A 21,113-nucleotide genomic window follows, 5' to 3' on the forward strand; every position below is an offset into this window, starting at 1 on the left:
GTCCGGCGCAGGGCGCCGCGCCAGCATTGGCACTTCCTTTCACTTCCTCAGGAGGACTTGCCATGCCGATGCACCATCCCACCCGCCGCCTTGCGCTGCCCGCCCTGGTCCCGCTGGGCCTGGCGGCCCTGCTGGCCGGCGGCGGCGCCCTGGCGCAATCCGCCGCCGCCAGCGGCGCCACGCCGCCCACGCAGCACGCTCAGGCGACGGCCAGCCACCGCTGCGGCGGCATTGGCGTGGACGAATCCACGGCCATGCGCGCCGCCATGAAGGACTATCCGCTGTCGCTGCTGTTCGCCCGCGCCGACGGCGCGTACGAGGCCAATGTCGATGTGCGCGTCAGCCCGCAGGGCGGTAGCGGCCAGGCCATGCAGTTCACCGCCAGCGGCCCGGTGTGCCTGCTGCAGCTGCCGGCCGGCAGCTACCAGGTGGACGTGCAGGGCGCGGGCCAGCGCCACAGCCGCACGGTGAAAGTCGGCGGCGCGCCGCAGTCGCTGGACTTCCGTTTCTGACCGCGCCAGCGCGGTTTTCAGGTCAAAACACCCGCCAGCCCTTGTTCCATATGGGCTGGCAGCTATCAAAAACGAATAGCTCAGCCGCCCGCCGCCGCCCACAGCGCGCGGGCGTGCGAGATGCCGAACAGCACCAGGCCGATCAGGCCGCCGACGATGGTGCCGTTGATGCGGATGTACTGCAGGTCCGGGCCGATGTGCAGTTCGACCAGCCGCGCCGTCTCCTGGGCGTTCCAGCGCTGCACCGTGGCCTCGATGTGCTCGGCCACCGACTGCGCCACGTCGGGTGCGAAAGTGGCGGCCCACAGCTCCAGGCGCACGTTCAGGCGCACGCGCAGCGCGGCATCGCCGGCCAGCGACATGCCCAGCCACTGGCCCATGCCGGCCACGCGGCGTGACAGTTCCGAGTCCTCGTCCAGCAGGTCCTGGCGCAGGCGCAGACGCAGGTCGTGCCACAGCTCCTGCACGTACTCGCCCAGCAGCGCGTCGCTCTGCAGGTAGCTGCGCACCTCCTGGCCGCGCCGCTCCCATTCCGGGTCCTGCTGCAGGCGCTCGATGAGCCGGGCGATGGCGCCATCCAGGGCCTCGCGCAGCTCATGGCGCGGGTCTTCGGCGATGCTTTGCAGCAGCGTCTCCACCGCATGCGTGATGGCGCCGGCGCCCTTGCCCGACAGCCAGTCGGTAGGCAGCATTTTCTGCTTCAGCGGGTGCTCGCGGCGCAGCCACTGCACCAGCGTATCAGCGATGAACTGGCGCGTCTCGGGTGAGCGCACGGTGTCGCCCAGGCGTGCCAGCAACGCGTCCAGCAGCGCCTGGTGCCGGCCCTCGTGCGTCAGCGCGCCCAGCGCCGAGGCCATGGTGCGCGACACGTCCAGCTGCCCGACCAGCGTGCGCGCCGCGCGTGCGATGAAGGCCTGGATCTTGCTGTCCTCGACCGTATCCAGCGCGGTCAGCGCCAGCCGCGCCACTTGGCGGCCCAGCAGCTGGGCGTTGGCCGGCAGCGTCAGCCACTGCGACAGCATGCCGGCCGGGTCGTGCTGGCGGATTAGCGCCACCAGCGACGGCGCGTCCAGAAACTTGTCGCGCACGAAGCCCGCCAGGTTGCCGCCGATGCGGTCCTTGTTGCGGGCGATGATGTCGGTGTGGCGCGAGACCAGCGGCAGCGGGATGCGCCGGAACAGCGCCGAGACGGCGAACCAGTCCGCCAGCGCGCCGACCATCGCCGCCTCGGCCACGGCGCGCAGGCAGCTGGTGGCCAAGCCCGTGGGCAGGAAATGCGTGACCGCGAAGACCACGATCACCGCCAGCAGCAGCCCGGTGGCCTGGCGCTTGGCGCGCGCCAGCTGGCGCGCGTGGCTGTCCGGCGGCAGGGGCGGCTGCAGATCAGGGGCAGCGGCCGCCGCGGCGCGCTGCAGGGGAGAGGCTTGCATGCGCCGCAGCATAGACCGGCGCCTGCCGCCGCGTCCATGCCGGGCTGTAGGAAAGGGCAGCCGGCGCGCGTGCTCCCACCGCGCCAGTGCCGCGCCCTGTCCGCTCCAGTCAGGCCGTGGCCGGCACGCCGATGCGGTCCAGCGCGGCGCGCAGATGGCCCACCGTGCGCTCGACGTTGTGCCACTTCTCCAAACCGAACAGACCGATGCGGAAGGTCTGGAAGTCCGGCCCCTCGCCGCACTGCAGCGGCACCCCGGCGGCGGTCTGCAGGCCGGCCTCCAGGAATTTCTTGCCGTTTTGCAGGCCCGGGTCGGTGGTGTAGCTGACCACCACGCCCGGCGCCTTGTACCCTTCGGCGGCAACGCTCGGGAAACCGCGCGACTCCAGCAGCTGACGCACCTGGGCGCCCAGCGCGATCTGCTCGTCGCGCACCTTGTCGAAGCCGTAGGCGCGCGTCTCCAGCATCACGTCGCGCAGCAGCACCAGCGCGTCGGTTGGCATGGTGGTGTGGTAGGCGTGCTGGCCCTTTTCATAGCCTTCGGCGATCTGCATCCATTTCTTCAGGTCGCACGAGAAGCTGGAGCTCTGCGTGTGCTCGATGGCCGCGCGGGCGCGCTCGGACAGCATCACCATGGCGCAGCACGGCGAGCCGCTCCAGCCCTTTTGCGGCGCGCTGATCAGCACGTCCACGCCGGTCTTTTCCATGTCCACCCACATCGCGCCGGAGGCCACGCAGTCCAGCACGAACAGCGCACCGACTTCGTGCGCCGCATCGGCCACGGTGCGCAGGTAGTCGTCGGGCAGGATGATGCCGCTGGCGGTCTCGACGTGCGGGGCGAACACGACCTTCGGCTTTTCCGCGCGGATGGTCGCAGCAACCTCGTCGGCCGGGCACGGCGCCCAGGGCGCCTGGCTGCCGCCTGCCTGCTGGCGCGCCTTGCACACCACCGAGCCGCCACCCAGGCCGGCATCGGCGTCGAAGATCTGCGTCCAGCGGTAGCTGAACCAGCCATTGCGCACGATCAACACCTTCTGCTGGTTGGCGAACTGGCGCGCCACGGCCTCCATGCCGAAGGTGCCGCTGCCGGGTACCAGCACCGCGGTGCGGGCGTGGTAGACCTCCTTGAGCGTCGCCAGGATGTCCTGCATCACGCCGACGAAGCGCCGGGACATGTGGTTGAGCGCGCGGTCGGTATAGACCACGGAAAATTCGAGCAGGCCGTCGGGGTCGATGTCGGGCAGCAGTCCGGGCATGGGGAAGGTTCTCCGAAAAAAGGACCGGCGCCGGAGGCCGGCGCCGAATCGGGTCAGCTTACCACCGGGCTGTCGCCCCTGGCAGCGCCGTGGCTGCGGCCAGGCCCTGCGCCAGCGCCCCGGCTTCACGCCCGTGGGTTCAGGACGTTTTAAGGCTTTAGCCCATATTCCGTAACGGCTTGCAGCTATCGTTTTTGATAGTCTGGCATTGTTAGCCGGCGAGCTCCGCCCGCGTCGGGCGCGCACCGAAGATGCCGCTGCCCACGCGCACCAGCGTGCTGCCGGCCGCCACGGCGGCCTCCAGGTCGGCGGTCATGCCCAGCGAGACGGTGTCGAACTGCGCCAGCCCCGGCGCGCCCGAGGTGGCGATAGCATCGAACACCGCGCGCACGCGCGCATGCAGCGCGCGCTGCGCCTCGAAGCCTTCCACCGGATCGGGGATCGCCATGACTCCGCGCAGCACCAGGCGCGGCAGCCGCGCCACGGCCTGCGCCAGCGCCAGCGCGTCCTGCGGCGCCGCGCCGGATTTGGTGGCACCGCCATCGACGTTGACTTGGATGCAGACGTTGAGCGGCGCCAGGCTGGGCGGGCGCTGCGCGGACAGGCGCTCGGCGGTCTTCAGCCGGTCGATGGTGTGCGCCCAGTCGAAATGCTCGGCCACCAGCCGGGTCTTGTTGCTCTGGATCGGGCCGATGCAGTGCCAGTGCAGGTCATCGGCCAGCTGTGGTGCCAGCGCGCGCACGGCGGCGATCTTGTCCACGCCTTCCTGCAGGTAGTTTTCGCCGAAGGCACGCTGGCCGGCTTGCGCCGCCGCCAGCACAGCGTGGGCATCGAAGGTCTTGGAAACCGCCAGCAGGCCGACGGCCTGGGGTGGGCGCCCGGCCGCGTGGCAGGCCTCCCGGATGCGGGCGTGCACGTGTTCCAGTCGCTCGGCAATCGTCGCCATAATGTTTGTCCAGACGTATCCAAAACCCGTGATTTTCAGGTCAGGACATTCTCGTGGACATCACCCAGCTGCTGGCCTTCGGCGTGAAGAACAAGGCCTCGGACCTGCACCTGTCAGCCGGCCTGCCGCCGATGATCCGCGTGCATGGCGACGTGCGCCGCATCAACGTCGATGCACTGGACCACAAGACGGTGCACGCCATGGTCTACGACATCATGACGGACTCGCAGCGCAAGGCCTACGAGGAGTTCCTGGAGGTTGATTTCTCATTCGAGATCGAGGGGCTGGCGCGCTTTCGCGTCAACGCCTTCAACCAGTACCGGGGCGCGGGGGCGGTGTTCCGCACCATCCCGAGCAAGATCCTGACACTGGAGCAACTCGGCGCGCCGAAGATCTTCGCCGACCTGGCGCTCAAGCCGCGTGGCCTGGTGCTGGTCACGGGCCCGACCGGCTCGGGCAAGTCGACCACGCTGGCGGCGATGATCAACTACCTGAACGAGAGCAGCTACGGCCACATCCTGACGGTGGAGGACCCGATCGAGTTCGTGCACGAGTCCAAGAAATCGCTCGTCAACCAGCGCGAGGTGGGGCCGATGACGCTGTCGTTCTCGGCCGCGCTGCGCTCGGCGCTGCGCGAGGACCCGGACGCGATCCTGGTGGGCGAGATGCGCGACCTGGAGACCATCCGCCTGGCCATGACCGCCGCCGAGACCGGCCACCTGGTGTTCGGCACGCTGCACACGTCGAGTGCCGCCAAGACCATCGACCGCATCATCGACGTCTTCCCGGCCGAGGAAAAGGAGATGGTGCGCGCCATGCTGTCGGAGTCGCTGCAGGCCGTGATCTCGCAGACCCTGTGCAAGACTCGCGACGGCCAGGGGCGCGTGGCGGCGCACGAGATCATGCTGGGCACCAGCGCCATCCGCAACCTGATCCGCGAGGCCAAGGTGGCGCAGATGTACTCGGCCATCCAGACCGGCAACAGCGTCGGCATGCAGACGCTGGACCAGAACCTGACGGATCTGGTGCGGCGCAGCGTCATCAGCCCGGCCGAGGCACGGGCCAAGGCCAAGATCCCGGAGAACTTCCCCGGCTGACGCGGCGCGCCGCCGCTGCCGTCCCCAATGCCGCCCCCGCCGGGCGGCCCATGAAAGCCACTGCACCATGGAACGCGATCAGGCCAGCAAATTCATCAACGACCTGCTCCGGCTGATGGTCAGCCGCGGCGGCAGCGACCTGTTCATCACTGCCGAGTTCCCGCCGGCCATCAAGGTCGACGGCAAGGTCACCAAGGTCTCGCCGCAGCCGCTCACCCCCGGCCACACGCTGGCGCTGGCGCGCTCGATCATGAGCGACCGGCAGATCGCCGACTTCGAGCGCACCAAGGAGTGCAACTTCGCCATTTCGCCGGCCGGCATCGGGCGCTTTCGCGTCAACACCTTCGTGCAGCAGGGCCGGGTCGGCATGGTGATGCGCTCGATCCCCACCCGGCCGCCGACCATCGACGGCCTGGGCATGCCGCAGGTGCTCAAGGAAGTCGCCATGGCCAAGCGCGGGCTGTGCATCCTGGTGGGCGCCACCGGCTCGGGCAAGTCGACCACGCTGGCGGCGATGCTGGACTGGCGCAACGAGAACTCGCACGGCCACATCATCACCGTGGAAGACCCGGTGGAATTCGTGCATGCGCACAAGAACTGCGTGGTCACGCAGCGCGAGATCGGGCTGGACACCGACAGCTGGGAGATCGCGCTGAAGAACACCCTGCGCCAGGCGCCGGACGTGATCCTGATGGGCGAGATCCGCGACCGTGAAACCATGGAGCACGCGGTGGTGTTTTCAGAGACCGGCCACCTGTGCCTGGCCACGCTGCACGCCAACAGCGCCAACCAGGCGCTGGACCGCATAGTCAACTTCTTCCCCGAGGAGCGGCGCGAGCAGCTGCTGATGGACCTGTCGCTGAACCTGCGCGCCATGGTCTCGCAGCGCCTGATCCCGCACCAGAACGGCAAGGGCCGCGCGGCCGCCGTGGAGGTCATGCTGAACACCCCGCTGATCGCCGACCTGATCTTCAAGAACGAGGTGGTGGAGATCAAGGAGATCATGAAGAAGAGCCGCAACCTGGGCATGCAGACCTTCGACCAGTCGCTGTTCGACCTGTTCGAGGCCAATGTCATCACCTATGAGGACGCGCTGCGCAACGCCGACTCGGTGAACGACCTGCGGCTGCAGTTCAAGCTCTCCAGCCAGCGCCTGAAGACCACCGACTTGGCGGCAGGCACCGAGCACCTGACCATCATCTGATCCCTCGGCGTCCTTCTATCCTTCCCTGGCCTCCTCAACTTTCACGCCCATGACACCCAGCATCCAGCCCCGCACCTACGACACCCCGAAACCCCGCCGCGTCGCCTTCCTGGGCCTGGGCGTGATGGGCTACCCGATGGCCGGGCACCTGGCGCGCGCCGGCCATCAGGTGACGGTGTACAACCGTACCCACGCCCGGGCCGAAGCCTGGCGCGAGGAATTCAACGCACAGGCCGAAGGCGGGCATCCGGCGCACACGCCGCGCGAAGCCGTGCAGGAAGCAGACATCATCTTCAGTTGCGTGGGCAACGACAACGACCTGCGTAGCGTGGTGCTGGGGCCGGAAGGCGCGTTCGCCGGCATGCGCGCCGGCGCCATCTTCGTCGACCACACCACTGCCTCGGCAGCGGTGGCGCGCGAGCTATATGACGCAGCGCGCGAGCGTGGCCTGCAGTTCCTGGACGCGCCCGTCTCGGGCGGCCAGGCCGGCGCTCAAGGCGGGCAGCTGACGGTGATGTGCGGCGGTGACGCGGCAGCGTTCGAGCAGGTGCGGCCGGTGGCGCTGGCCTTTGCGCGCGCGGTCACGCATGTCGGCGAAAGCGGCGCCGGTCAGCTGGCCAAGATGGTCAACCAGGTATGCGTCGCGGGCGTGCTGCAGGGTCTGTCGGAAGCGCTGGCCTTCGGCATGCGCGCCGGCCTGGACATGCCGCAGGTGCTGGAGGTGATCGGCCAGGGCGCGGCGCAAAGCTGGCAGATGGACCACCGCGGCCCCACCATGCTGCAGGGACAGTTCGATTTCGGCTTCGCCGTGGACTGGATGCGCAAGGACCTGGGCCTGGTGCTCGACGAGGCCCGGCGCAACGGCGCGCGCATGCCGGTGACGGCTCTGGTGGACCAGTTCTATGCCGATGTGCAGGAGTCCGGCGGGGCCCGCTGGGACACTTCCAGCCTGATCACCCGCCTGCTGCCGCCGCAGCCCTCCTGAACCACTGCTCGCAGCGCCCGCTTAGACGGGCACGATCACGGCTTGGCAGGGGTCGAGGCGGCCGCCGGGTCCTGCGTCACCGGAGCCGCCAGCTGGCGGCTGAGCTCCTCCTCGGTCAACACCTCGAACACCCGCACCACCTTGCGCACGCCATCGACACCGCGCGCGATCTCGGCGGCGCGCTTGGCCTCGCGCTGCGTGACCCGGCCCATCAGGTACACCACGTTGCGCTCGGTCACGACCTTGAAGGCGCTGGCCGACAGGTCGCGCGCATCCACCAGGCTGGCGCGCACCTTGCCGGTGATGAAGGTATCGGCGGAACGCTGGGACAGCGAAGTCTGCGCCATCACGCCGACATCGTTCACGATGGATTGCACGTTCTCGACGGTACGCACCACCTGTTCCACCTTCTGCACGTCCCCAGCGCTGCTGGCCTCGCCGGTGAGCAGCACTTGGCGGTTGTAGCTGGTGACATTGACGTGCACGCGCTCGCCCAGGGTTTCACGGATGCGGTTGGCAGCGCGCAGCTCGATGCCCTCGTCTTCGACCTGAGCGCCGGTGGTGCGCCGGTCCACGGCGATCAACGTGCCCACCACGGCGCTACCGCCGATGACCAGCGGTACGCACGCCGTCAGGCTGGCGGCCAAGCTGGCGGTTGCAAGCACGGCCAGCGTGCCGCGCGTCAGGAACGGGTTCATAGCATGATCTCCTGGTCTCCAAGCAATAGGGTGTCCACGCTGTCGCACAGGCAGTGCAGCACCAGGGCCTGCACCTCGCGCACGCGCGCGGCGCGCTCGTGCATCACGGCGATCTGCACATCGGTCTCGCGCAGCTGCGTGGCCAGTTCGCCACCGTCGCGGCCATAGCAGGCGATCACGGTCATGTCGCGTTCGTGCGCGGCCTGCACCGCTTGCAGCAGGGCCGTGTCGCTGCCAGCCATGGTGAGTACCAGCAGCACGTCACCAGCCTGCCCCAGCGCCCGCACCTGGCGTGCCAAGCGTGTGTCGCCGAGGCCGGCATCGCTGCACAGCGACCAGGTCGCGTCGGGAACCAGCGCCAGCGCGGCCAGCTCCGGGCGGTCGCGTTCGAAACCGGTGACGCACATCGCGGCGAACTGCTGCGCCAGCGCACCGCACGGACCGACGCCGCAGGCCAGCAGGCGTGCGCCACTGGTGATGCAGGCCACCACGGCATGCGCGGCAGCGGCGATGGCGGGGCTGAGGGATTGGGCGGACTGGTATTTGAGGTCCGCGCTGTCGATGAACTGCTGTTGTATGCGTTGCTCGAGCATGGGCCGGGGATGATACCCGCGGCTTCTGTAGCAGGACGCAACAGGCGGGTGCGCCTCGCTCAGGCACCGTCCGCGTCGAAGGCGGCACGCAGCCACTGCAGGCTCTGGGGCTCGATCAGCACCACATCGAAGCGGCACGGCGGCGGCGCCGGCAGGCGCATCAGGTAGCAGCGCGCAGCGAAGACGATGCGCCGGCGCTTGGCCGCGCCGATGCTGCCGCCGGCACCGCCATGACCGGTCCCCGAGCGGCTGCGCACTTCGACGAACACCAGCGTGCCGTCGCGCTCGCGCAGGATCAGGTCGATCTCGCCACCGCCGCGGCCGGCGGTTCGATAATTGCGCGCTACCAGCGTCAGGCCAGCGGCCAGCAGGTGGTCCAGCGCCTGATCCTCCGCTGCCTGGCCCCTGGCACGGGTGGTATCAGGGCTGGAAGCTGGCCGTATCCGTTCGAGGAATCCCATTGAATCCATCCTTTGCCCAGGCCCTGATTGCCGCCCGCGATGCCGCGGCCAGTCAGCATTATCCGCAGGCCGCCCTGTACGTGGTGGCCACGCCCATCGGCAACTTGGCCGACATCACCCTGCGCGCGCTGCATGTGCTGCAGCTGGTGGACATCATCGCCTGCGAGGACACGCGCCACACCCAGGCACTGCTGCGTGCCTATGGCATCGACAAGCCGGCCGGCAGCTTGGTGGCGCTGCACCAGCACAATGAGGCCCAGGCGGCCCAGCAGGTGCTGGCACGGCTGCAGCAGGGGCAGCGCGTGGCCTATGTCAGCGACGCCGGCACGCCGGGCGTGAGTGATCCGGGTGCCCGTTTGGTGGACAGCATCACGGCCGCCGGCATGCGCTGCATTCCACTGCCAGGGGCCAGCAGCGTGACCACGGCGCTGTCCGCGGCAGGCGCCATCGGCACGGGCAACCACAGTACAGGCTTCTTGTTCGCGGGGTTTTTGCCGTCCAGGGGCGCGGAGCGTCGTACAGCGGTGCAGGCACTGGCCGGCGAGCCGCGCAGCGTGTTGATTCTGGAAGCGCCGCACCGTATCCGCGATTTGGCACAAGCGCTGGGAGTGCTGGGTACGCGCCGCGTGACGCTGGCGCGCGAGCTGACCAAGCAGTTCGAAGAAATCACCAGCCATGTGGCGCAGGACCTGGACGCTTGGCTGGAGGCAGCGCCACAACGCAGCAAAGGAGAATTCGTGGTCGTGCTGCATCCAACGGAGTTGGCGCCGCAGCAATCCCAGGCACTGGACGTGCTGCGCCTGTTGCTGCAGGAACTGCCGACCAAGACCGCGGTGCGACTGGCCGCCCAGATCACCGGCGCCGCGCGCAACACGCTCTATGACGCTGCCCTGCAAGAAAAAAGCACGGGAAGCTGAAGGCGAGCTGCGCAGCAAAGCCATCCGGGCCGGGATGGCCTGCAATGCCGCTCAAGCAGACAAAAAAAGACCCGCTTGTAGCGGGTCTTTCACAACAACCGGAGTTGCTGAAGTTTGGTTGCGCGAGGAGGATTTGAACCTCCGACCTTTGGGTTATGAGCCCAACGAGCTACCAGGCTGCTCCATCGCGCGTCAGAAACGAAAGTATAACCTAGTTTTTAGGCCTTGGCAGCATTTTCGCCGGCATCCGCTGCATTTTCTTCAGCGCGCTCGACGAACTCCACAAAAGCCATGGGCGCGTTGTCGCCCACGCGGTAACCCATCTTCAGGATGCGCGTGTAGCCGCCCGGACGGGCCTTGAAGCGCGGGCCGAGTTCGTTGAACAGCTTGGTCACGCTGTCGCGGTCGCGCAGGCGGTTGAAAGCCAAGCGGCGATTGGCCACCGAGTCTTGCTTGGCCAGGGTGATCATGGGCTCGATCACGCGGCGCAGTTCCTTGGCCTTCGGCACAGTGGTTTTGATGGCCTCGTGCTCGATGAGCGAGTTCATCATGTTCTGCAGCATCGCCAGGCGGTGCGATGTGGTGCGGTTGAGTTTGCGCAGGCCGTGTCCGTGACGCATGGTGCTTTCCTTCTTGATTCAATTAAAACGGACAGCCGTATCAGGTACTGCCCGGAGCACTCCCACAATGGGAAAATGGCAGATCAGCGCTTGTCCAGGCCGGCAGGCGGCCAGTTTTCGAGCTTCATGCCCAAGGTCAGGCCGCGCGAGGCAAGCACTTCCTTGATTTCGTTGAGCGACTTGCGGCCCAGGTTGGGGGTCTTCAGCAGCTCGTTCTCGGTGCGCTGGATCAGGTCACCGATGTAGTAGATGTTCTCGGCCTTCAGGCAGTTGGCTGAACGCACCGTAAGTTCCAGCTCGTCCACCGGACGCAGTAGGATCGGATCGAACGTGGCCGCACCACGCGAGCTGGCCGGGGCATCGAAGGCCGCCAGTTCGCCGCCTTCGAGCTGCGCGAATACCGCCAGCTGCTCGACCAGGATCTTGGCCGAGGCACGCACCGCATCTTCCGCGGTGATGGCACCGTTGGTCTCGATCTCCATGACCAGCTTGTCCAGGTCGGTACGCTGCTCAACGCGGGCGCTTTCGACGGTGTAGCTGACGCGGCGGATCGGCGAGAACGATGCATCCAGCACGATGCGGCCGATGGACTTGGTCGACTCATCGGCGTAACGGCGCAGCGTACCGGGCACATAGCCACGGCCTTTCTCGACCTTGATCTGCATGTCGAGCTTGCCACCAGCAGACAGCGTCGCGATGACGTGGTCAGGGTTGACGATCTCGACATCGTGCGGCGTCTGAATATCGCGCGCCGTGACCACACCGTCGCCATCCTTGCGCAGCGACAGCGTGACTTCGTCACGGTTGAGCAGCTTGAACACCACGCCCTTCAGGTTCAGCAGGATGTTGACGACGTCTTCCTGGACGCCATCAATGGACGAATACTCGTGCACGACGCCGGCAATCGTCACTTCGGTTGCTGCGTAGCCCAGCATGGACGACAGCAGCACCCGACGCAGGGCATTGCCCAGCGTGTGGCCGTAACCGCGCTCGAACGGTTCCAGTTCGACCTTGGCGCGGTTGGGGCCCAGCTGCTCGACGTTGATGGCCTTGGGCTTCAGCAAATTGGTTTGCATGCAGACTTCCTCTCAATACCCCCAGCTCGTTACGCCGGTAAGGCTGGTGAAGCGCCCCTATCGCGATGCCTCGCGGTAGGGGGGACGGTTTTTGCGTGCGTTGGCGCCATGGCGGCGCCTTCAAGGATCAGCGCGAGTACAGTTCGACGATCAGCGATTCGTTGATGTCGGCACCGAATTCGTCGCGATCCGGCACCTTCTTGAAGGTGCCTTCGGCCTTGTCGGCATTGACCTCGACCCAGGCGGGGATGCCGACCTGCTGTGCCAGCTGCAGCGCCTCGACGATACGCGCCTGCTTCTTGGACTTTTCGCGCACGGCCACCACGTCGCCGGCCTTGACCAGGTACGACGCGATGTTGACCGACTGGCCGTTCACCGTGATCGCCTTGTGCGACACCAGCTGGCGCGCCTCGGCACGGGTCGAGCCGAAGCCCATGCGATAGACGACGTTGTCCAGGCGGCACTCGAGCAGGCCCAGCAGGTTGGCGCCGGTGTTGCCACGGCGGCGCTCGGCTTCGGCGAAGTAACGGCGGAACTGCTTTTCCAGCACACCATACATGCGCTTGACCTTCTGCTTCTCGCGCAGCTGCAGACCGTAGTCGGAGGTGCGTGCGCCGGAGATGCGGCCATGCTGGCCAGGCTTGGTGTCGAACTTGGCCTTGTCCGCGATGGAGCGACGGGCGCTCTTCAGGAACAGGTCGGTGCCTTCACGGCGGGAGAGCTTGGCCTTGGGGCCGAGATAACGTGCCACTTGTATTTCCTTGGAATTTTCAGCTACCGCAGCACGGCTGCGGGAGCCACCTTCGTCGCCGTCACGGGCGCGAGGTGGCGGTGGGCTTCAGTGAAGATTAGATGCGGCGGCGCTTTTGCGGGCGGCAGCCGTTGTGCGGCACCGGCGTCACGTCGGAGATCGAGGTGATGCGGATGCCCAGGGCGCCCAGGGCGCGCACGGAGGACTCGCGACCCGGGCCTGGGCCCTTGATTTCGACGTCCAGGTTCTTGATGCCCTGCTCCATGGCGGCGCGGCCAGCCATCTCGGAAGCCACCTGGGCGGCGAAGGGCGTCGACTTGCGCGAACCCTTGAAGCCCTGACCGCCGGAGGAAGCCCACGACAGCGCGTTGCCCTGACGGTCGGTGATGGTGATGATGGTGTTGTTGAAGGACGCGTGCACGTGGGCGATGCCATCGGCAATGTTCTTGCGGACCTTCTTGCGCACGCGCTGGGCGGCGTTGTTGGCGGGAGACTTGGCCATGAAATTTCCTCAGTCCTTACTTCTTCAGAGCCGCTGCGCCCTTGCGCGGACCCTTGCGGGTGCGGGCGTTGGTGCGGGTGCGCTGACCGCGCATCGGCAGGCCGCGGCGGTGACGGAAGCCCCGATAGCAGCCGATGTCCATCAGGCGCTTGATGTTCATCGTCGTCTCGCGACGCAGATCGCCTTCGATGGTGAACTGGGCGATCTGGTCGCGGATCTTTTCCAGATCGGCGTCGGTCAGTTCCTTGACCTTCTTGGAATAAGCGATGCCGCATGCGTCGCAGATCTTGCGAGCACGGGTGCGCCCGATGCCGTAGATGGCCGTAAGGCCAATCTCAGCATGCTGATGGGGCGGAATATTGATACCAGCGATACGAGCCATGTGCGTCCTCTAACTGTTCTTGTGCGAATCAGCCCTGGCGCTGCTTGTGACGCTGATCCGTGCAGATCACGCGCACAACGCCCTTGCGGCGGATGATTTTGCAGTTGCGGCAGATCTTCTTCACTGAAGCCGAAACTCTCATTGCATTCTCCTAACTGTCCAAAGCGTTCCGGCTCTGGCGGAACATAGTGAAAACCTTGCCCCGCGAAGCATCGTTGGGCATCTATGGCAGCCAGCGGATTTTGGCGAACCGCGCACTATAGCGCATCCGCCAAAACCTTGGCATTCAAACGGATCGATACGATCAGCCTGCGGTCGTTCTGAAGTTCGCCTTCTTGAGCAGCGACTCGTACTGCTGGCTCATCATGTAGTTTTGCACCTGGGCCATGAAGTCCATGGTGACCACCACGATGATCAGCAGTGATGTTCCGCCGAAGTAGAACGGGACGTTGTACTTCAGGATCAGGAACTCGGGCAGCAGGCAAACGAAGGTGATGTAGATCGCCCCCACCAGCGTCAGGCGCAGCAGGATCTTGTCGATGTAGCGCGCCGTGTGCTCGCCCGGGCGGATTCCCGGAATGAAGGCCCCGCTCTTCTTCAGGTTGTCTGCCGTCTCGCGGCTGTTGAACACCAGCGCGGTATAGAAGAAACAGAAGAAGATGATGGCCGTGGCATACAGCAGCACGTAGATCGGCTGGCCTGGCGTCAGGGTGCCGGCGATGTCGCGCAGCCAGCGCATAGACTCACCAGCGCTGAACCAGTTCACCACCGTCGCCGGCAGCAAGATGATCGACGACGCGAAGATCGGCGGAATCACCCCGGCCATGTTCAGCTTCAGCGGCAGGTGCGACGACTGACCGCCATACACCTTGTTGCCCACCTGGCGACGCGCGTAGTTCACCAGGATCTTGCGCTGACCCCGCTCGACGAAGACCACGAAGTACGTGACCGCACCGACGATGAGCACGATGAAGATGGCGGCGATGATGCTCATCGCACCCGTGCGCACCAGTTCCAGCAGACCGCCCAGCGCGCTGGGCAGACCGGCAGCGATGCCGGCGAAGATCAGGATCGAGATGCCGTTGCCCAGCCCACGCTCGGTGATCTGCTCGCCCAGCCACATCAGGAACATGGTGCCGGCCGTCAGACTGACCACCGCCGTGATGCGGAAGCCGAAGCCCGGGTCGATCACCAAGCCGGCCTGGCTTTCCAGCGCCACGGCGATGCCGAGTGACTGGAAGATGGCCAGGCCCACTGTGCCGTAGCGCGTGTACTGGGTGGTCTTGCGCCGACCGGCCTCGCCTTCCTTCTTCAACTGCTCGAACGTCGGGATGACGTAGGTCATCAGCTGCATGATGATCGATGCCGAGATGTACGGCATGATCCCCAGCGCGAAGACCGTGAAGCGGGACAGTGCCCCGCCCGAGAACATGTTGAACAGGTTGAGGATGCCGCCCTGCTGGCTGTTGAACAGCTGCTGCAGCTGCGTCGGGTCGATCCCCGGCACGGGGATGTGCGCGCCCACGCGGTACACGACCAGCGCGAGCAGCAAAAAGACCAGACGCCGGCGAAGGTCGCCGAACTTGCCGGTTTTCGCCAGTTGAGCTGCGTTCGTAGCCACGGATGCCTTTCCTGATGAAGCCTGAATCAGGCCACGCTGCCGCCGGCCGCCTCAATGGCCGCCTTGGCGCCAGCCGTCGCGGTGATGCCCGAGAGCTTCACGGCACGACCGATCTCGCCGCTCTTGACGACCTTGACCACCTTGGCCATAGCGTCGATCAGGCCGGCCTGCTTGAGTGCCAGCACGTCAATCTCGGCTGCGTCCAGGCGGGCCAGGGCCGTCAGCGTGACTTCGGCGTTGTACTTCAGCAGGTGCGACTTGAAGCCGCGCTTGGGCAGGCGGCGCTGCAGGGGCATCTGACCGCCCTCGAAGCCGACCTTGTGGTAGCCGCCCGAACGCGACTTCTGGCCCTTGTGGCCGCGACCGGCAGTCTTGCCCAGGCCGGAGCCGATGCCGCGGCCGACACGGCGCGCGACATGCTTGGCACCTGCTGCAGGCTGGATGCTGTTGAGTTCCATCATCGACCTCTTACAGGACTTTGACCAGATAGCTGATCTTGTTGATCATGCCGCGCACTTCCGGGCTGTCCTTGAGCTCGCTCACGCTGTTGAGCTTGCGCAGGCCCAGGCCACGAACGGTGGCGCGGTGCGATTCCTTGGTGCCGATGGGGCTGCGCACCAGTTGAATCTTCACGGTTTGTTCTTGCGTCGTCATAGCTTGTCGACTCCGGCTCAGGCGGCAAACAGGTCTTCGACCGACTTGCCACGCTTGGCGGCCACTTCGGCCGGCGTGGTGGAGTTGGCCAGAGCGTCCAGCGTTGCACGCACCATGTTGTAGGGATTGGACGAGCCGTGGCTCTTAGCCACGATGTCGGTGATGCCCATGACTTCGAAGACAGCACGCATCGGGCCGCCGGCGATGATGCCGGTACCCTTGGGAGCCGGAGCCATCATCACGCGCGCCGCGCCGTGGTGGCCGGTCACCTGGTGGTGGATGGTGCCATCCTTGAGGGACACCTTCACCAGCTTGCGACGGGCCTCTTCCATGGCCTTCTGCACGGCAGCCGGCACTTCCTTGGACTTGCCCTTGCCCATGCCGATGCGGCCGTCACCGTCGCCCACCACCGTCAGGGCTGCGAAACCGAGGATACGGCCGCCCTTGACGACTTTGGTGACGCGGTTGACCGCGATCATCTTCTCGCGCATGCCGTCGTCGCGACCTTCGTCCTGCACGCGGGGTTGAAATTTAGCCATTGTTGTTTCGCTCCCTTAGAACTGCAGGCCGGCTTCGCGGGCGGCTTCGGCCAGGGCCTTCACACGGCCGTGGTAGGCAAAGCCTGCACGGTCGAAAGCCACTTTCTCGACGCCGGCGGCCTTGGCCTTCTCGGCGATGCGCTTGCCGACTTCCGTCGCGGCAGCGGCGTTGCCGCCCTTGCCCGCGCCACCCAGCGACTTGCGCAGCTCGGCCTCGAGGGTCGAGGCGGTGGCCAGCACGCGGGCGCCATCTTCGGAGATGACGCTGGCGTAGATATGGAGGTTGGTGCGATGCACGGTCAGGCGCGCCACGCCCTGCTGGGCGATGCGGATACGGGTCTGACGGGCACGGCGAAGACGCTGCTCTTTCTTGGTCAACATGTTGCAGCTCCTTATTTCTTCTTGGTCTCTTTGATCGCGACCTTCTCGTCCGCATAGCGGATGCCCTTGCCCTTGTAGGGCTCGGGCGGACGAGCGGCGCGGATCTCGGCGGCCAGTTGGCCCACCACCTGGCGGTTGGCACCCTTGATCACGATCTCGGTCGGAGTCGGGGTGGCCACCGTGACGCCGGCGGGCATGTCGAAGTTGACGGGGTGGGAATAGCCGATGTTCAGGTTCAGTTTGGAGCCGGAGGCCGCAGCCTTGAAGCCCACGCCGACCAGGGTCAGCTTCTTCTCGAAGCCGCGGCTGACGCCGACGACCATGTTGTTCACCAGCTGGCGGATGGTGCCGCTCATGGCGTTGGCTTCGCGCGACTCGTCGGCCGGCGCAAAGCTCAGCTTGCCGTCGCTGTTGGTGACCTTGACCAGTGCGTGCTGGGGCAGCTGCAGCGAGCCGCCGGCGCCCTTCACGCTGATCTGATCGGCCTGGATGGACACATCCACGCCTTGCGGGATGGTCACCGGGGATTTGCCTACTCGGGACATTTCTGTGTTCTCCTCGATGCCGGCGTCAGGCCACGTAGCACAGCACTTCGCCACCGACACCGGTAGCGCGCGCCTTGCGGTCGGTCATCACGCCCTTGGGGGTGGTGACGATGGCCACGCCCAGACCGTTCTGGACCTGGGGGATGGAGGCCGAGCCCTTGTACACGCGCAGGCCAGGGCGGCTGACACGCTCGATACGCTCGATCACCGGACGGCCGGCGTAGTACTTCAGGGCGATCTGCAGTTCAGACTTGCCGGCTTCGCTCTTGACTTCGAAACCGTCGATATAGCCTTCGTCCTTGAGCACCTGGGCGATGGCGATCTTCACTTTGGAAGACGGCACCGACACGGTGGACTTGGAGACCATCTGCGCATTGCGGATGCGGGTCAGCAAGTCAGCGATGGGATCACTCATGCTCATGTTGTATTACTCCTCGCTGCTTACCAGCTGGCCTTGGTGACACCGGGGATGTCACCGGCAAAGGCCAGTTCGCGGATCTTGGCGCGCGCCAGACCGAACTGACGGAACGTGCCACGCGGGCGGCCGGTCATTTCGCAGCGGTTGCGCTGGCGCGTGGGGTTGGCGTTGCGCGGCAGCTTCTGCAGGCCCAGGCGGGCGGCTTCGCGCTCTTCGTCGGAACGCTTGGCGTCGCCGGCGATGGCCTTCAGTTCGGCATACTTGGCAGCGTACTTGGCGGCCAGTTTTTCGCGCTTGAGTTCGCGCTCGATCAAAGCTTTCTTAGCCATGCGCCACCTTTAGTTCTTGAAGGGGAAACGGAAGCCGGCGAGCAGCGCCTTGGCTTCTTCGTCGTTCTTGGCCGTCGTGGTGATGCTGATGTTCAGACCACGCAGCGCATCCACCTTGTCGTACTCGATCTCGGGGAAGATGATCTGCTCTTTGACGCCGATGTTGTAGTTGCCACGGCCGTCGAACGCGCGACCCGAGATGCCGCGGAAGTCACGCACGCGCGGCAGGGCCACGGTGACGAAACGGTCCAGGAACTCGTACATGCGCACGCCACGCAGCGTGACCATGCAGCCGATGGCCTGGCCTTCACGGATCTTGAAGCCGGCGATGGCGCGCTTGGCCTTGGTGACCACGGGCTTCTGACCGGCGATCTTGGTGAGGTCGGCCACGGCGTTGTCCATCACCTTCTTGTCGGCCACGGCTTCGCTGACACCCATGTTCAGGGTGATCTTCGTGATGCGCGGGACTTGCATGACGGATTGGTAGCCGAACTTTTCCTTCAGTTCGGACGCGATCTTGTCGCGGTAGATTTGTTGCAGTCGTGCCATGGGAACCCTTTAAGCCGTCTTGATTTCGGCGCCGCTGGACTTGAACACACGCACGCGCGTGCCGTCGGCCTGGAGCTTGATGCCGACGCGATCGGCCTTGCCGGTCGCGACGTTGAAGATGGCCACGTTGGACTGGTGGATCGGCATGGCCTTTTCCACGATGCCGCCGGTGGTGCCCTTCATGGGGTTGGGCTTGACGTGCTTCTTGACCAGGTTGATGCCGTCGATGACCAGGTGCGAGTCATCGGCGCGCAGCGCGACGGTGCCGCGCTTGCCCTTGTCACGACCGGTCAGCACGATGACCTCGTCGCCCTTGCGGATCTTGTTCATGGTGCCTTGCCTTTCAGAGGACTTCAGGAGCCAGGGACACGATCTTCATGAAGCGCTCGGTACGCAGCTCGCGCGTCACCGGGCCGAAGATGCGGGTGCCGATGGGCTCCAGCTTTGCGTTGAGCAGCACGGCGGCGTTGCCGTCGAACTTGACGAGCGAACCGTCTGCGCGGCGGATGCCCTTGGCGGTGCGCACCACCACGGCACTGTAGATCTCGCCCTTCTTGACGCGACCACGGGGAGCGGCTTCTTTCACGCTCACCTTGATGATGTCGCCGACGCTGGCATAGCGGCGCTTGGAGCCACCCAGCACCTTGATGCACAGGACGGACTTGGCGCCGGTGTTGTCGGCAACCTCTAACCGAGATTCTGTCTGGATCATGTGAATATTCCCAACTTGTACCAGCGGCGCTCATGCCTCCGATCGCTCGAAAGCAAAGACGCAACGCCAGTCAGTCTTGGGCCCGTCGTCCACGCCGCAAACCGTTTCGCAAGCGTTTCCGCTGGGCAGATAAGCCTCGCGCAGATAAAGCGCGAAGCCCGCAAGTGTCGCAAAAAGCAAAAGGCCCGTCAAGGCCCTGTGCAGGTTTTTTTGGCGCAGTCGCGCTGCTGCCGGCTTACAGCGGCACGCTGGCGTACTGGTGCGCCAGCTCCAGGAAGGCCGCCAGCTGCGGATCGTGGCCCGGCAGTTCCTCGGCCAGGATCTGCGCCACGCGCGGCGCCAGCGTGGCGGCCAAGCGTGCATCCAGGAACAGCACGCGCGCGCGCCGCGCCAGCACATCCTCCACGGTGCGCGCATATTCATGGCGCACGGCCCAGCGCACCATGGCCTCGCTCAGGCCCTCGGCCAGCCAGCGGTCGGCACCCGGCAGCGCCGCCACCTGGGGCGCCTCGCTGCCGTACGAATGCAAGCCCTGCGGCTGATTCATGCCGTGGCGCGGCCGCACGCCGGGCGCGCCGACCACCGGCAGCGCCACCGTCACGCCGCCAGCGCGGCGCGGCAGCAGGCCGGCGTCGAAGCACTTGTCCAGCACATCCTCGGCCATGGCGCGGTAGGTGGTCCACTTGCCGCCGGTGACGGTGACCAGACCACTGCCGCTGGCAATCACGGTGTGCTCGCGGCTGATGCGCTTGGTATTGCCGCCGTCGCCCTCCTGCCGCTTGACCAGTGGGCGCAACCCGACCCAGACACTGCGCACGTCCGAGGCCTGCGGCGCGCGGCGCAGGTAGCGCGCCGCCTCGGCTAGGATGAAGGCCACCTCCTCGCGCAGCGCCAGCGGCTCGCGTGCCAGGTCACGCCGCGGCGTGTCGGTGGTGCCCAGGATCAGCTTGCCCAGCCACGGCACGGCGAACAGCACGCGCCCGTCGGCGGTCTTGGGCACCATCAGCGCGTGGTCGCTGGGCAGGAAGTCGCGGTCCACCACCAGGTGCACGCCCTGGCTGGGCGCGACCATGGGGGCCAGCTCCCGGCCGGCCGCCGCGCCGTCGCGCTGGCGCAGCGCGTCCACCCAGACGCCAGCGGCGTTCACCACGCAGCGCGCCTGCACCTCGAAGCGCTGGCCGCCCTCGGCGTCCTCGCAGACCACGCCGGCCACCTTCGCACCGTCGTACAGCAGGTCGGTGACCGGGCAGTAGTTGACCAGCAGCGCCCCCTTGGCGGCTGCCGTGCGCGCCAGCGCCAGCGCCAGGCGCGCGTCGTCGAACTGCCCGTCCCAGTACTTCACGCCGCCCTTGAGACCTGCCGGCGCGGCGGTGGGCAGGCAGCGCAGGGTTTCCATGCGCGACAGGCACTGGGTGTCGCCCAGGCCCGCCTTGCCGGCCAGCGCGTCGTACATCTTCAGGCCGGTGCCGTAGAACGGCGTCTCCCACAGCTTGTACGACGGCATGACGAAGGCCAGCGGCTGCGCCAGGTGCGGCGCGTTGGCCAGCAGCGTGGTGCGCTCGTGCAGCGCCTCGCGCACCAGCGCGATGTTGCCCTGCGCCAGGTAGCGCACGCCACCGTGCACCAGCTTGGTGGCGCGCGACGAGGTGCCCTTGGCGAAGTCGTGCGACTCCAGCAGCACCACCGAAAAGCCGCGCGCCGCCGCGTCCAGCGCCACGCCCAGGCCGGTGGCACCGCCACCGACCACGGCCAGGTCATACACACGGGGCTGGGCCAACTGCTGCAGCAGCGCAGCGCGGTCGGTCGGCAGGGGGGCGGCGGTGGCATCGGTCATGCGGCGATTTTCCTTCAGTTGGCGCAGTCGCGTCAGGGTTTACCCCGGATTCCGGCACGCGGCACAGGCGCGTCGGCGACAGGCCCGATTTATCCTCGGGCG

29 protein-coding genes and 1 tRNA gene are annotated in these 21,113 nt (G+C 66.5%); 5 read left to right on the forward strand and 25 right to left on the reverse strand.

What is annotated here, in order from left to right; all coding sequences use genetic code 11:
- Window positions 1–62 precede the first annotated feature (62 nt).
- Entirely contained in the window at window positions 63–512 is a 450-nt protein-coding gene (locus tag BLQ61_RS08965; protein ID WP_091569022.1) for a hypothetical protein, read from the forward strand.
- Window positions 513–592: 80 nt separating this feature from the next.
- On the opposite strand, the gene BLQ61_RS08970 is transcribed toward BLQ61_RS08965, so the two are convergent.
- The 3 genes from BLQ61_RS08970 to BLQ61_RS08980 all read right to left on the reverse strand — a co-directional run bounded on the left by BLQ61_RS08970 (window position 593) and on the right by BLQ61_RS08980 (window position 4,143).
- Entirely contained in the window at window positions 593–1,942 is a 1,350-nt protein-coding gene (locus BLQ61_RS08970; protein ID WP_245703932.1) for a DUF445 domain-containing protein, read from the reverse strand.
- Between the two features lie 109 nt (window positions 1,943–2,051).
- Window positions 2,052–3,197, reverse strand: a complete 1,146-nt coding sequence (locus tag BLQ61_RS08975) for an aminotransferase class V-fold PLP-dependent enzyme (protein WP_091569026.1) — start codon at window positions 3,195–3,197, stop codon at window positions 2,052–2,054.
- Between the two features lie 211 nt (window positions 3,198–3,408).
- On the reverse strand, window positions 3,409–4,143 hold the full coding sequence (locus tag BLQ61_RS08980; RefSeq protein ID WP_091569027.1) for a YggS family pyridoxal phosphate-dependent enzyme: 735 nt from the start codon (window positions 4,141–4,143) through the stop codon (window positions 3,409–3,411).
- Between the two features lie 53 nt (window positions 4,144–4,196).
- Between BLQ61_RS08980 and BLQ61_RS08985 the strand changes: the two genes are divergently transcribed.
- From BLQ61_RS08985 to BLQ61_RS08995, 3 genes are all read left to right on the forward strand, one after another.
- Window positions 4,197–5,240, forward strand: a complete 1,044-nt coding sequence (locus BLQ61_RS08985; protein ID WP_091569029.1) for a type IV pilus twitching motility protein PilT — start codon at window positions 4,197–4,199, stop codon at window positions 5,238–5,240.
- A 67-nt stretch (window positions 5,241–5,307) separates the two neighbouring features.
- Complete coding sequence (locus BLQ61_RS08990; RefSeq protein WP_091569030.1) at window positions 5,308–6,444, forward strand: PilT/PilU family type 4a pilus ATPase; 1,137 nt, start codon at window positions 5,308–5,310, stop codon at window positions 6,442–6,444.
- 49 nt (window positions 6,445–6,493) lie between these two features.
- Window positions 6,494–7,429 (forward strand): NAD(P)-dependent oxidoreductase, encoded by a 936-nt coding sequence (locus tag BLQ61_RS08995; protein WP_091569032.1) that lies wholly within the window; start codon window positions 6,494–6,496, stop codon window positions 7,427–7,429.
- Window positions 7,430–7,464: 35 nt separating this feature from the next.
- On the opposite strand, the gene BLQ61_RS09000 is transcribed toward BLQ61_RS08995, so the two are convergent.
- From BLQ61_RS09000 to BLQ61_RS09010, 3 genes are read right to left on the reverse strand one after another with little or no spacing between them, the layout of a single operon-like run.
- On the reverse strand, window positions 7,465–8,127 hold the full coding sequence (locus BLQ61_RS09000) for a BON domain-containing protein (protein WP_091569034.1): 663 nt from the start codon (window positions 8,125–8,127) through the stop codon (window positions 7,465–7,467).
- Window positions 8,124–8,720: an SIS domain-containing protein gene (locus BLQ61_RS09005; RefSeq protein ID WP_091569035.1), complete on the reverse strand. Its 597-nt coding sequence runs from the start codon at window positions 8,718–8,720 to the stop codon at window positions 8,124–8,126. Before BLQ61_RS09005 ends, BLQ61_RS09000 begins: the two co-directional genes overlap by 4 nt.
- A 59-nt stretch (window positions 8,721–8,779) precedes the next feature.
- Window positions 8,780–9,181 (reverse strand): YraN family protein, encoded by a 402-nt coding sequence (locus BLQ61_RS09010; protein WP_091569037.1) that lies wholly within the window; start codon window positions 9,179–9,181, stop codon window positions 8,780–8,782.
- Between BLQ61_RS09010 and rsmI the strand changes: the two genes are divergently transcribed.
- The gene (gene rsmI, locus BLQ61_RS09015) at window positions 9,181–10,098 is read left to right on the forward strand and encodes a 16S rRNA (cytidine(1402)-2'-O)-methyltransferase (RefSeq protein WP_091569039.1); all 918 of its coding nucleotides are present in this window, start codon (window positions 9,181–9,183) and stop codon (window positions 10,096–10,098) included. The genes BLQ61_RS09010 and rsmI overlap by 1 nt on opposite strands.
- Before the next feature lie 115 nt (window positions 10,099–10,213).
- Here rsmI and BLQ61_RS09020 read toward each other — a convergent pair.
- The 19 genes from BLQ61_RS09020 to BLQ61_RS09110 all read right to left on the reverse strand — a co-directional run bounded on the left by BLQ61_RS09020 (window position 10,214) and on the right by BLQ61_RS09110 (window position 21,011).
- A tRNA-Met gene (locus BLQ61_RS09020) sits at window positions 10,214–10,290 on the reverse strand.
- A 26-nt stretch (window positions 10,291–10,316) separates the two neighbouring features.
- Window positions 10,317–10,718 carry a 50S ribosomal protein L17 gene (rplQ, locus tag BLQ61_RS09025; RefSeq protein ID WP_091569040.1) on the reverse strand — a complete coding sequence of 134 codons (402 nt, stop codon included), beginning with the start codon at window positions 10,716–10,718 and terminating at the stop codon, window positions 10,317–10,319.
- 83 nt (window positions 10,719–10,801) lie between these two features.
- Window positions 10,802–11,794: a DNA-directed RNA polymerase subunit alpha gene (locus BLQ61_RS09030; protein ID WP_091569042.1), complete on the reverse strand. Its 993-nt coding sequence runs from the start codon at window positions 11,792–11,794 to the stop codon at window positions 10,802–10,804.
- Between the two features lie 127 nt (window positions 11,795–11,921).
- The gene (gene rpsD / locus BLQ61_RS09035) at window positions 11,922–12,545 is read right to left on the reverse strand and encodes a 30S ribosomal protein S4 (RefSeq protein ID WP_091569044.1); all 624 of its coding nucleotides are present in this window, start codon (window positions 12,543–12,545) and stop codon (window positions 11,922–11,924) included.
- 97 nt (window positions 12,546–12,642) lie between these two features.
- On the reverse strand, window positions 12,643–13,047 hold the full coding sequence (gene rpsK, locus BLQ61_RS09040) for a 30S ribosomal protein S11 (RefSeq protein ID WP_091569045.1): 405 nt from the start codon (window positions 13,045–13,047) through the stop codon (window positions 12,643–12,645).
- A 16-nt stretch (window positions 13,048–13,063) separates the two neighbouring features.
- Window positions 13,064–13,429: a 30S ribosomal protein S13 gene (rpsM, locus tag BLQ61_RS09045; protein WP_091569047.1), complete on the reverse strand. Its 366-nt coding sequence runs from the start codon at window positions 13,427–13,429 to the stop codon at window positions 13,064–13,066.
- 28 nt (window positions 13,430–13,457) lie between these two features.
- On the reverse strand, window positions 13,458–13,571 hold the full coding sequence (gene rpmJ, locus BLQ61_RS09050; RefSeq protein WP_003050535.1) for a 50S ribosomal protein L36: 114 nt from the start codon (window positions 13,569–13,571) through the stop codon (window positions 13,458–13,460).
- Window positions 13,572–13,733: 162 nt separating this feature from the next.
- Window positions 13,734–15,050 (reverse strand): preprotein translocase subunit SecY, encoded by a 1,317-nt coding sequence (secY, locus tag BLQ61_RS09055; protein WP_091569048.1) that lies wholly within the window; start codon window positions 15,048–15,050, stop codon window positions 13,734–13,736.
- 26 nt (window positions 15,051–15,076) lie between these two features.
- Complete coding sequence (rplO, locus tag BLQ61_RS09060; protein WP_091569145.1) at window positions 15,077–15,508, reverse strand: 50S ribosomal protein L15; 432 nt, start codon at window positions 15,506–15,508, stop codon at window positions 15,077–15,079.
- 10 nt (window positions 15,509–15,518) lie between these two features.
- On the reverse strand, window positions 15,519–15,704 hold the full coding sequence (gene rpmD / locus BLQ61_RS09065; RefSeq protein WP_091569050.1) for a 50S ribosomal protein L30: 186 nt from the start codon (window positions 15,702–15,704) through the stop codon (window positions 15,519–15,521).
- 17 nt (window positions 15,705–15,721) lie between these two features.
- Complete coding sequence (gene rpsE, locus BLQ61_RS09070) at window positions 15,722–16,243, reverse strand: 30S ribosomal protein S5 (protein ID WP_091569051.1); 522 nt, start codon at window positions 16,241–16,243, stop codon at window positions 15,722–15,724.
- Between the two features lie 15 nt (window positions 16,244–16,258).
- Window positions 16,259–16,624 carry a 50S ribosomal protein L18 gene (gene rplR / locus BLQ61_RS09075; RefSeq protein WP_091569053.1) on the reverse strand — a complete coding sequence of 122 codons (366 nt, stop codon included), beginning with the start codon at window positions 16,622–16,624 and terminating at the stop codon, window positions 16,259–16,261.
- Between the two features lie 11 nt (window positions 16,625–16,635).
- Window positions 16,636–17,169, reverse strand: a complete 534-nt coding sequence (rplF, locus tag BLQ61_RS09080) for a 50S ribosomal protein L6 (RefSeq protein ID WP_091569054.1) — start codon at window positions 17,167–17,169, stop codon at window positions 16,636–16,638.
- 25 nt (window positions 17,170–17,194) lie between these two features.
- Window positions 17,195–17,590 carry a 30S ribosomal protein S8 gene (gene rpsH / locus BLQ61_RS09085; RefSeq protein WP_091569056.1) on the reverse strand — a complete coding sequence of 132 codons (396 nt, stop codon included), beginning with the start codon at window positions 17,588–17,590 and terminating at the stop codon, window positions 17,195–17,197.
- 20 nt (window positions 17,591–17,610) lie between these two features.
- Window positions 17,611–17,916 (reverse strand): 30S ribosomal protein S14, encoded by a 306-nt coding sequence (gene rpsN, locus BLQ61_RS09090; RefSeq protein WP_091569057.1) that lies wholly within the window; start codon window positions 17,914–17,916, stop codon window positions 17,611–17,613.
- Window positions 17,917–17,925: 9 nt separating this feature from the next.
- Window positions 17,926–18,465, reverse strand: a complete 540-nt coding sequence (gene rplE / locus BLQ61_RS09095; protein WP_091569059.1) for a 50S ribosomal protein L5 — start codon at window positions 18,463–18,465, stop codon at window positions 17,926–17,928.
- A 9-nt stretch (window positions 18,466–18,474) separates the two neighbouring features.
- Window positions 18,475–18,795, reverse strand: a complete 321-nt coding sequence (gene rplX, locus BLQ61_RS09100) for a 50S ribosomal protein L24 (RefSeq protein ID WP_091569060.1) — start codon at window positions 18,793–18,795, stop codon at window positions 18,475–18,477.
- Window positions 18,796–18,808: 13 nt separating this feature from the next.
- The gene (gene rplN, locus BLQ61_RS09105; protein ID WP_091569062.1) at window positions 18,809–19,177 is read right to left on the reverse strand and encodes a 50S ribosomal protein L14; all 369 of its coding nucleotides are present in this window, start codon (window positions 19,175–19,177) and stop codon (window positions 18,809–18,811) included.
- A 235-nt stretch (window positions 19,178–19,412) separates the two neighbouring features.
- Window positions 19,413–21,011: a glycerol-3-phosphate dehydrogenase/oxidase gene (locus BLQ61_RS09110; protein WP_091569064.1), complete on the reverse strand. Its 1,599-nt coding sequence runs from the start codon at window positions 21,009–21,011 to the stop codon at window positions 19,413–19,415.
- Between the last annotated feature and the right edge of the window lie 102 nt (window positions 21,012–21,113).

Origin of the sequence: Oryzisolibacter propanilivorax, from assembly GCF_900103645.1 — a bacterium.
Taxonomy (GTDB): Bacteria; Pseudomonadota; Gammaproteobacteria; order Burkholderiales; family Burkholderiaceae_C; genus Melaminivora; species Melaminivora propanilivorax.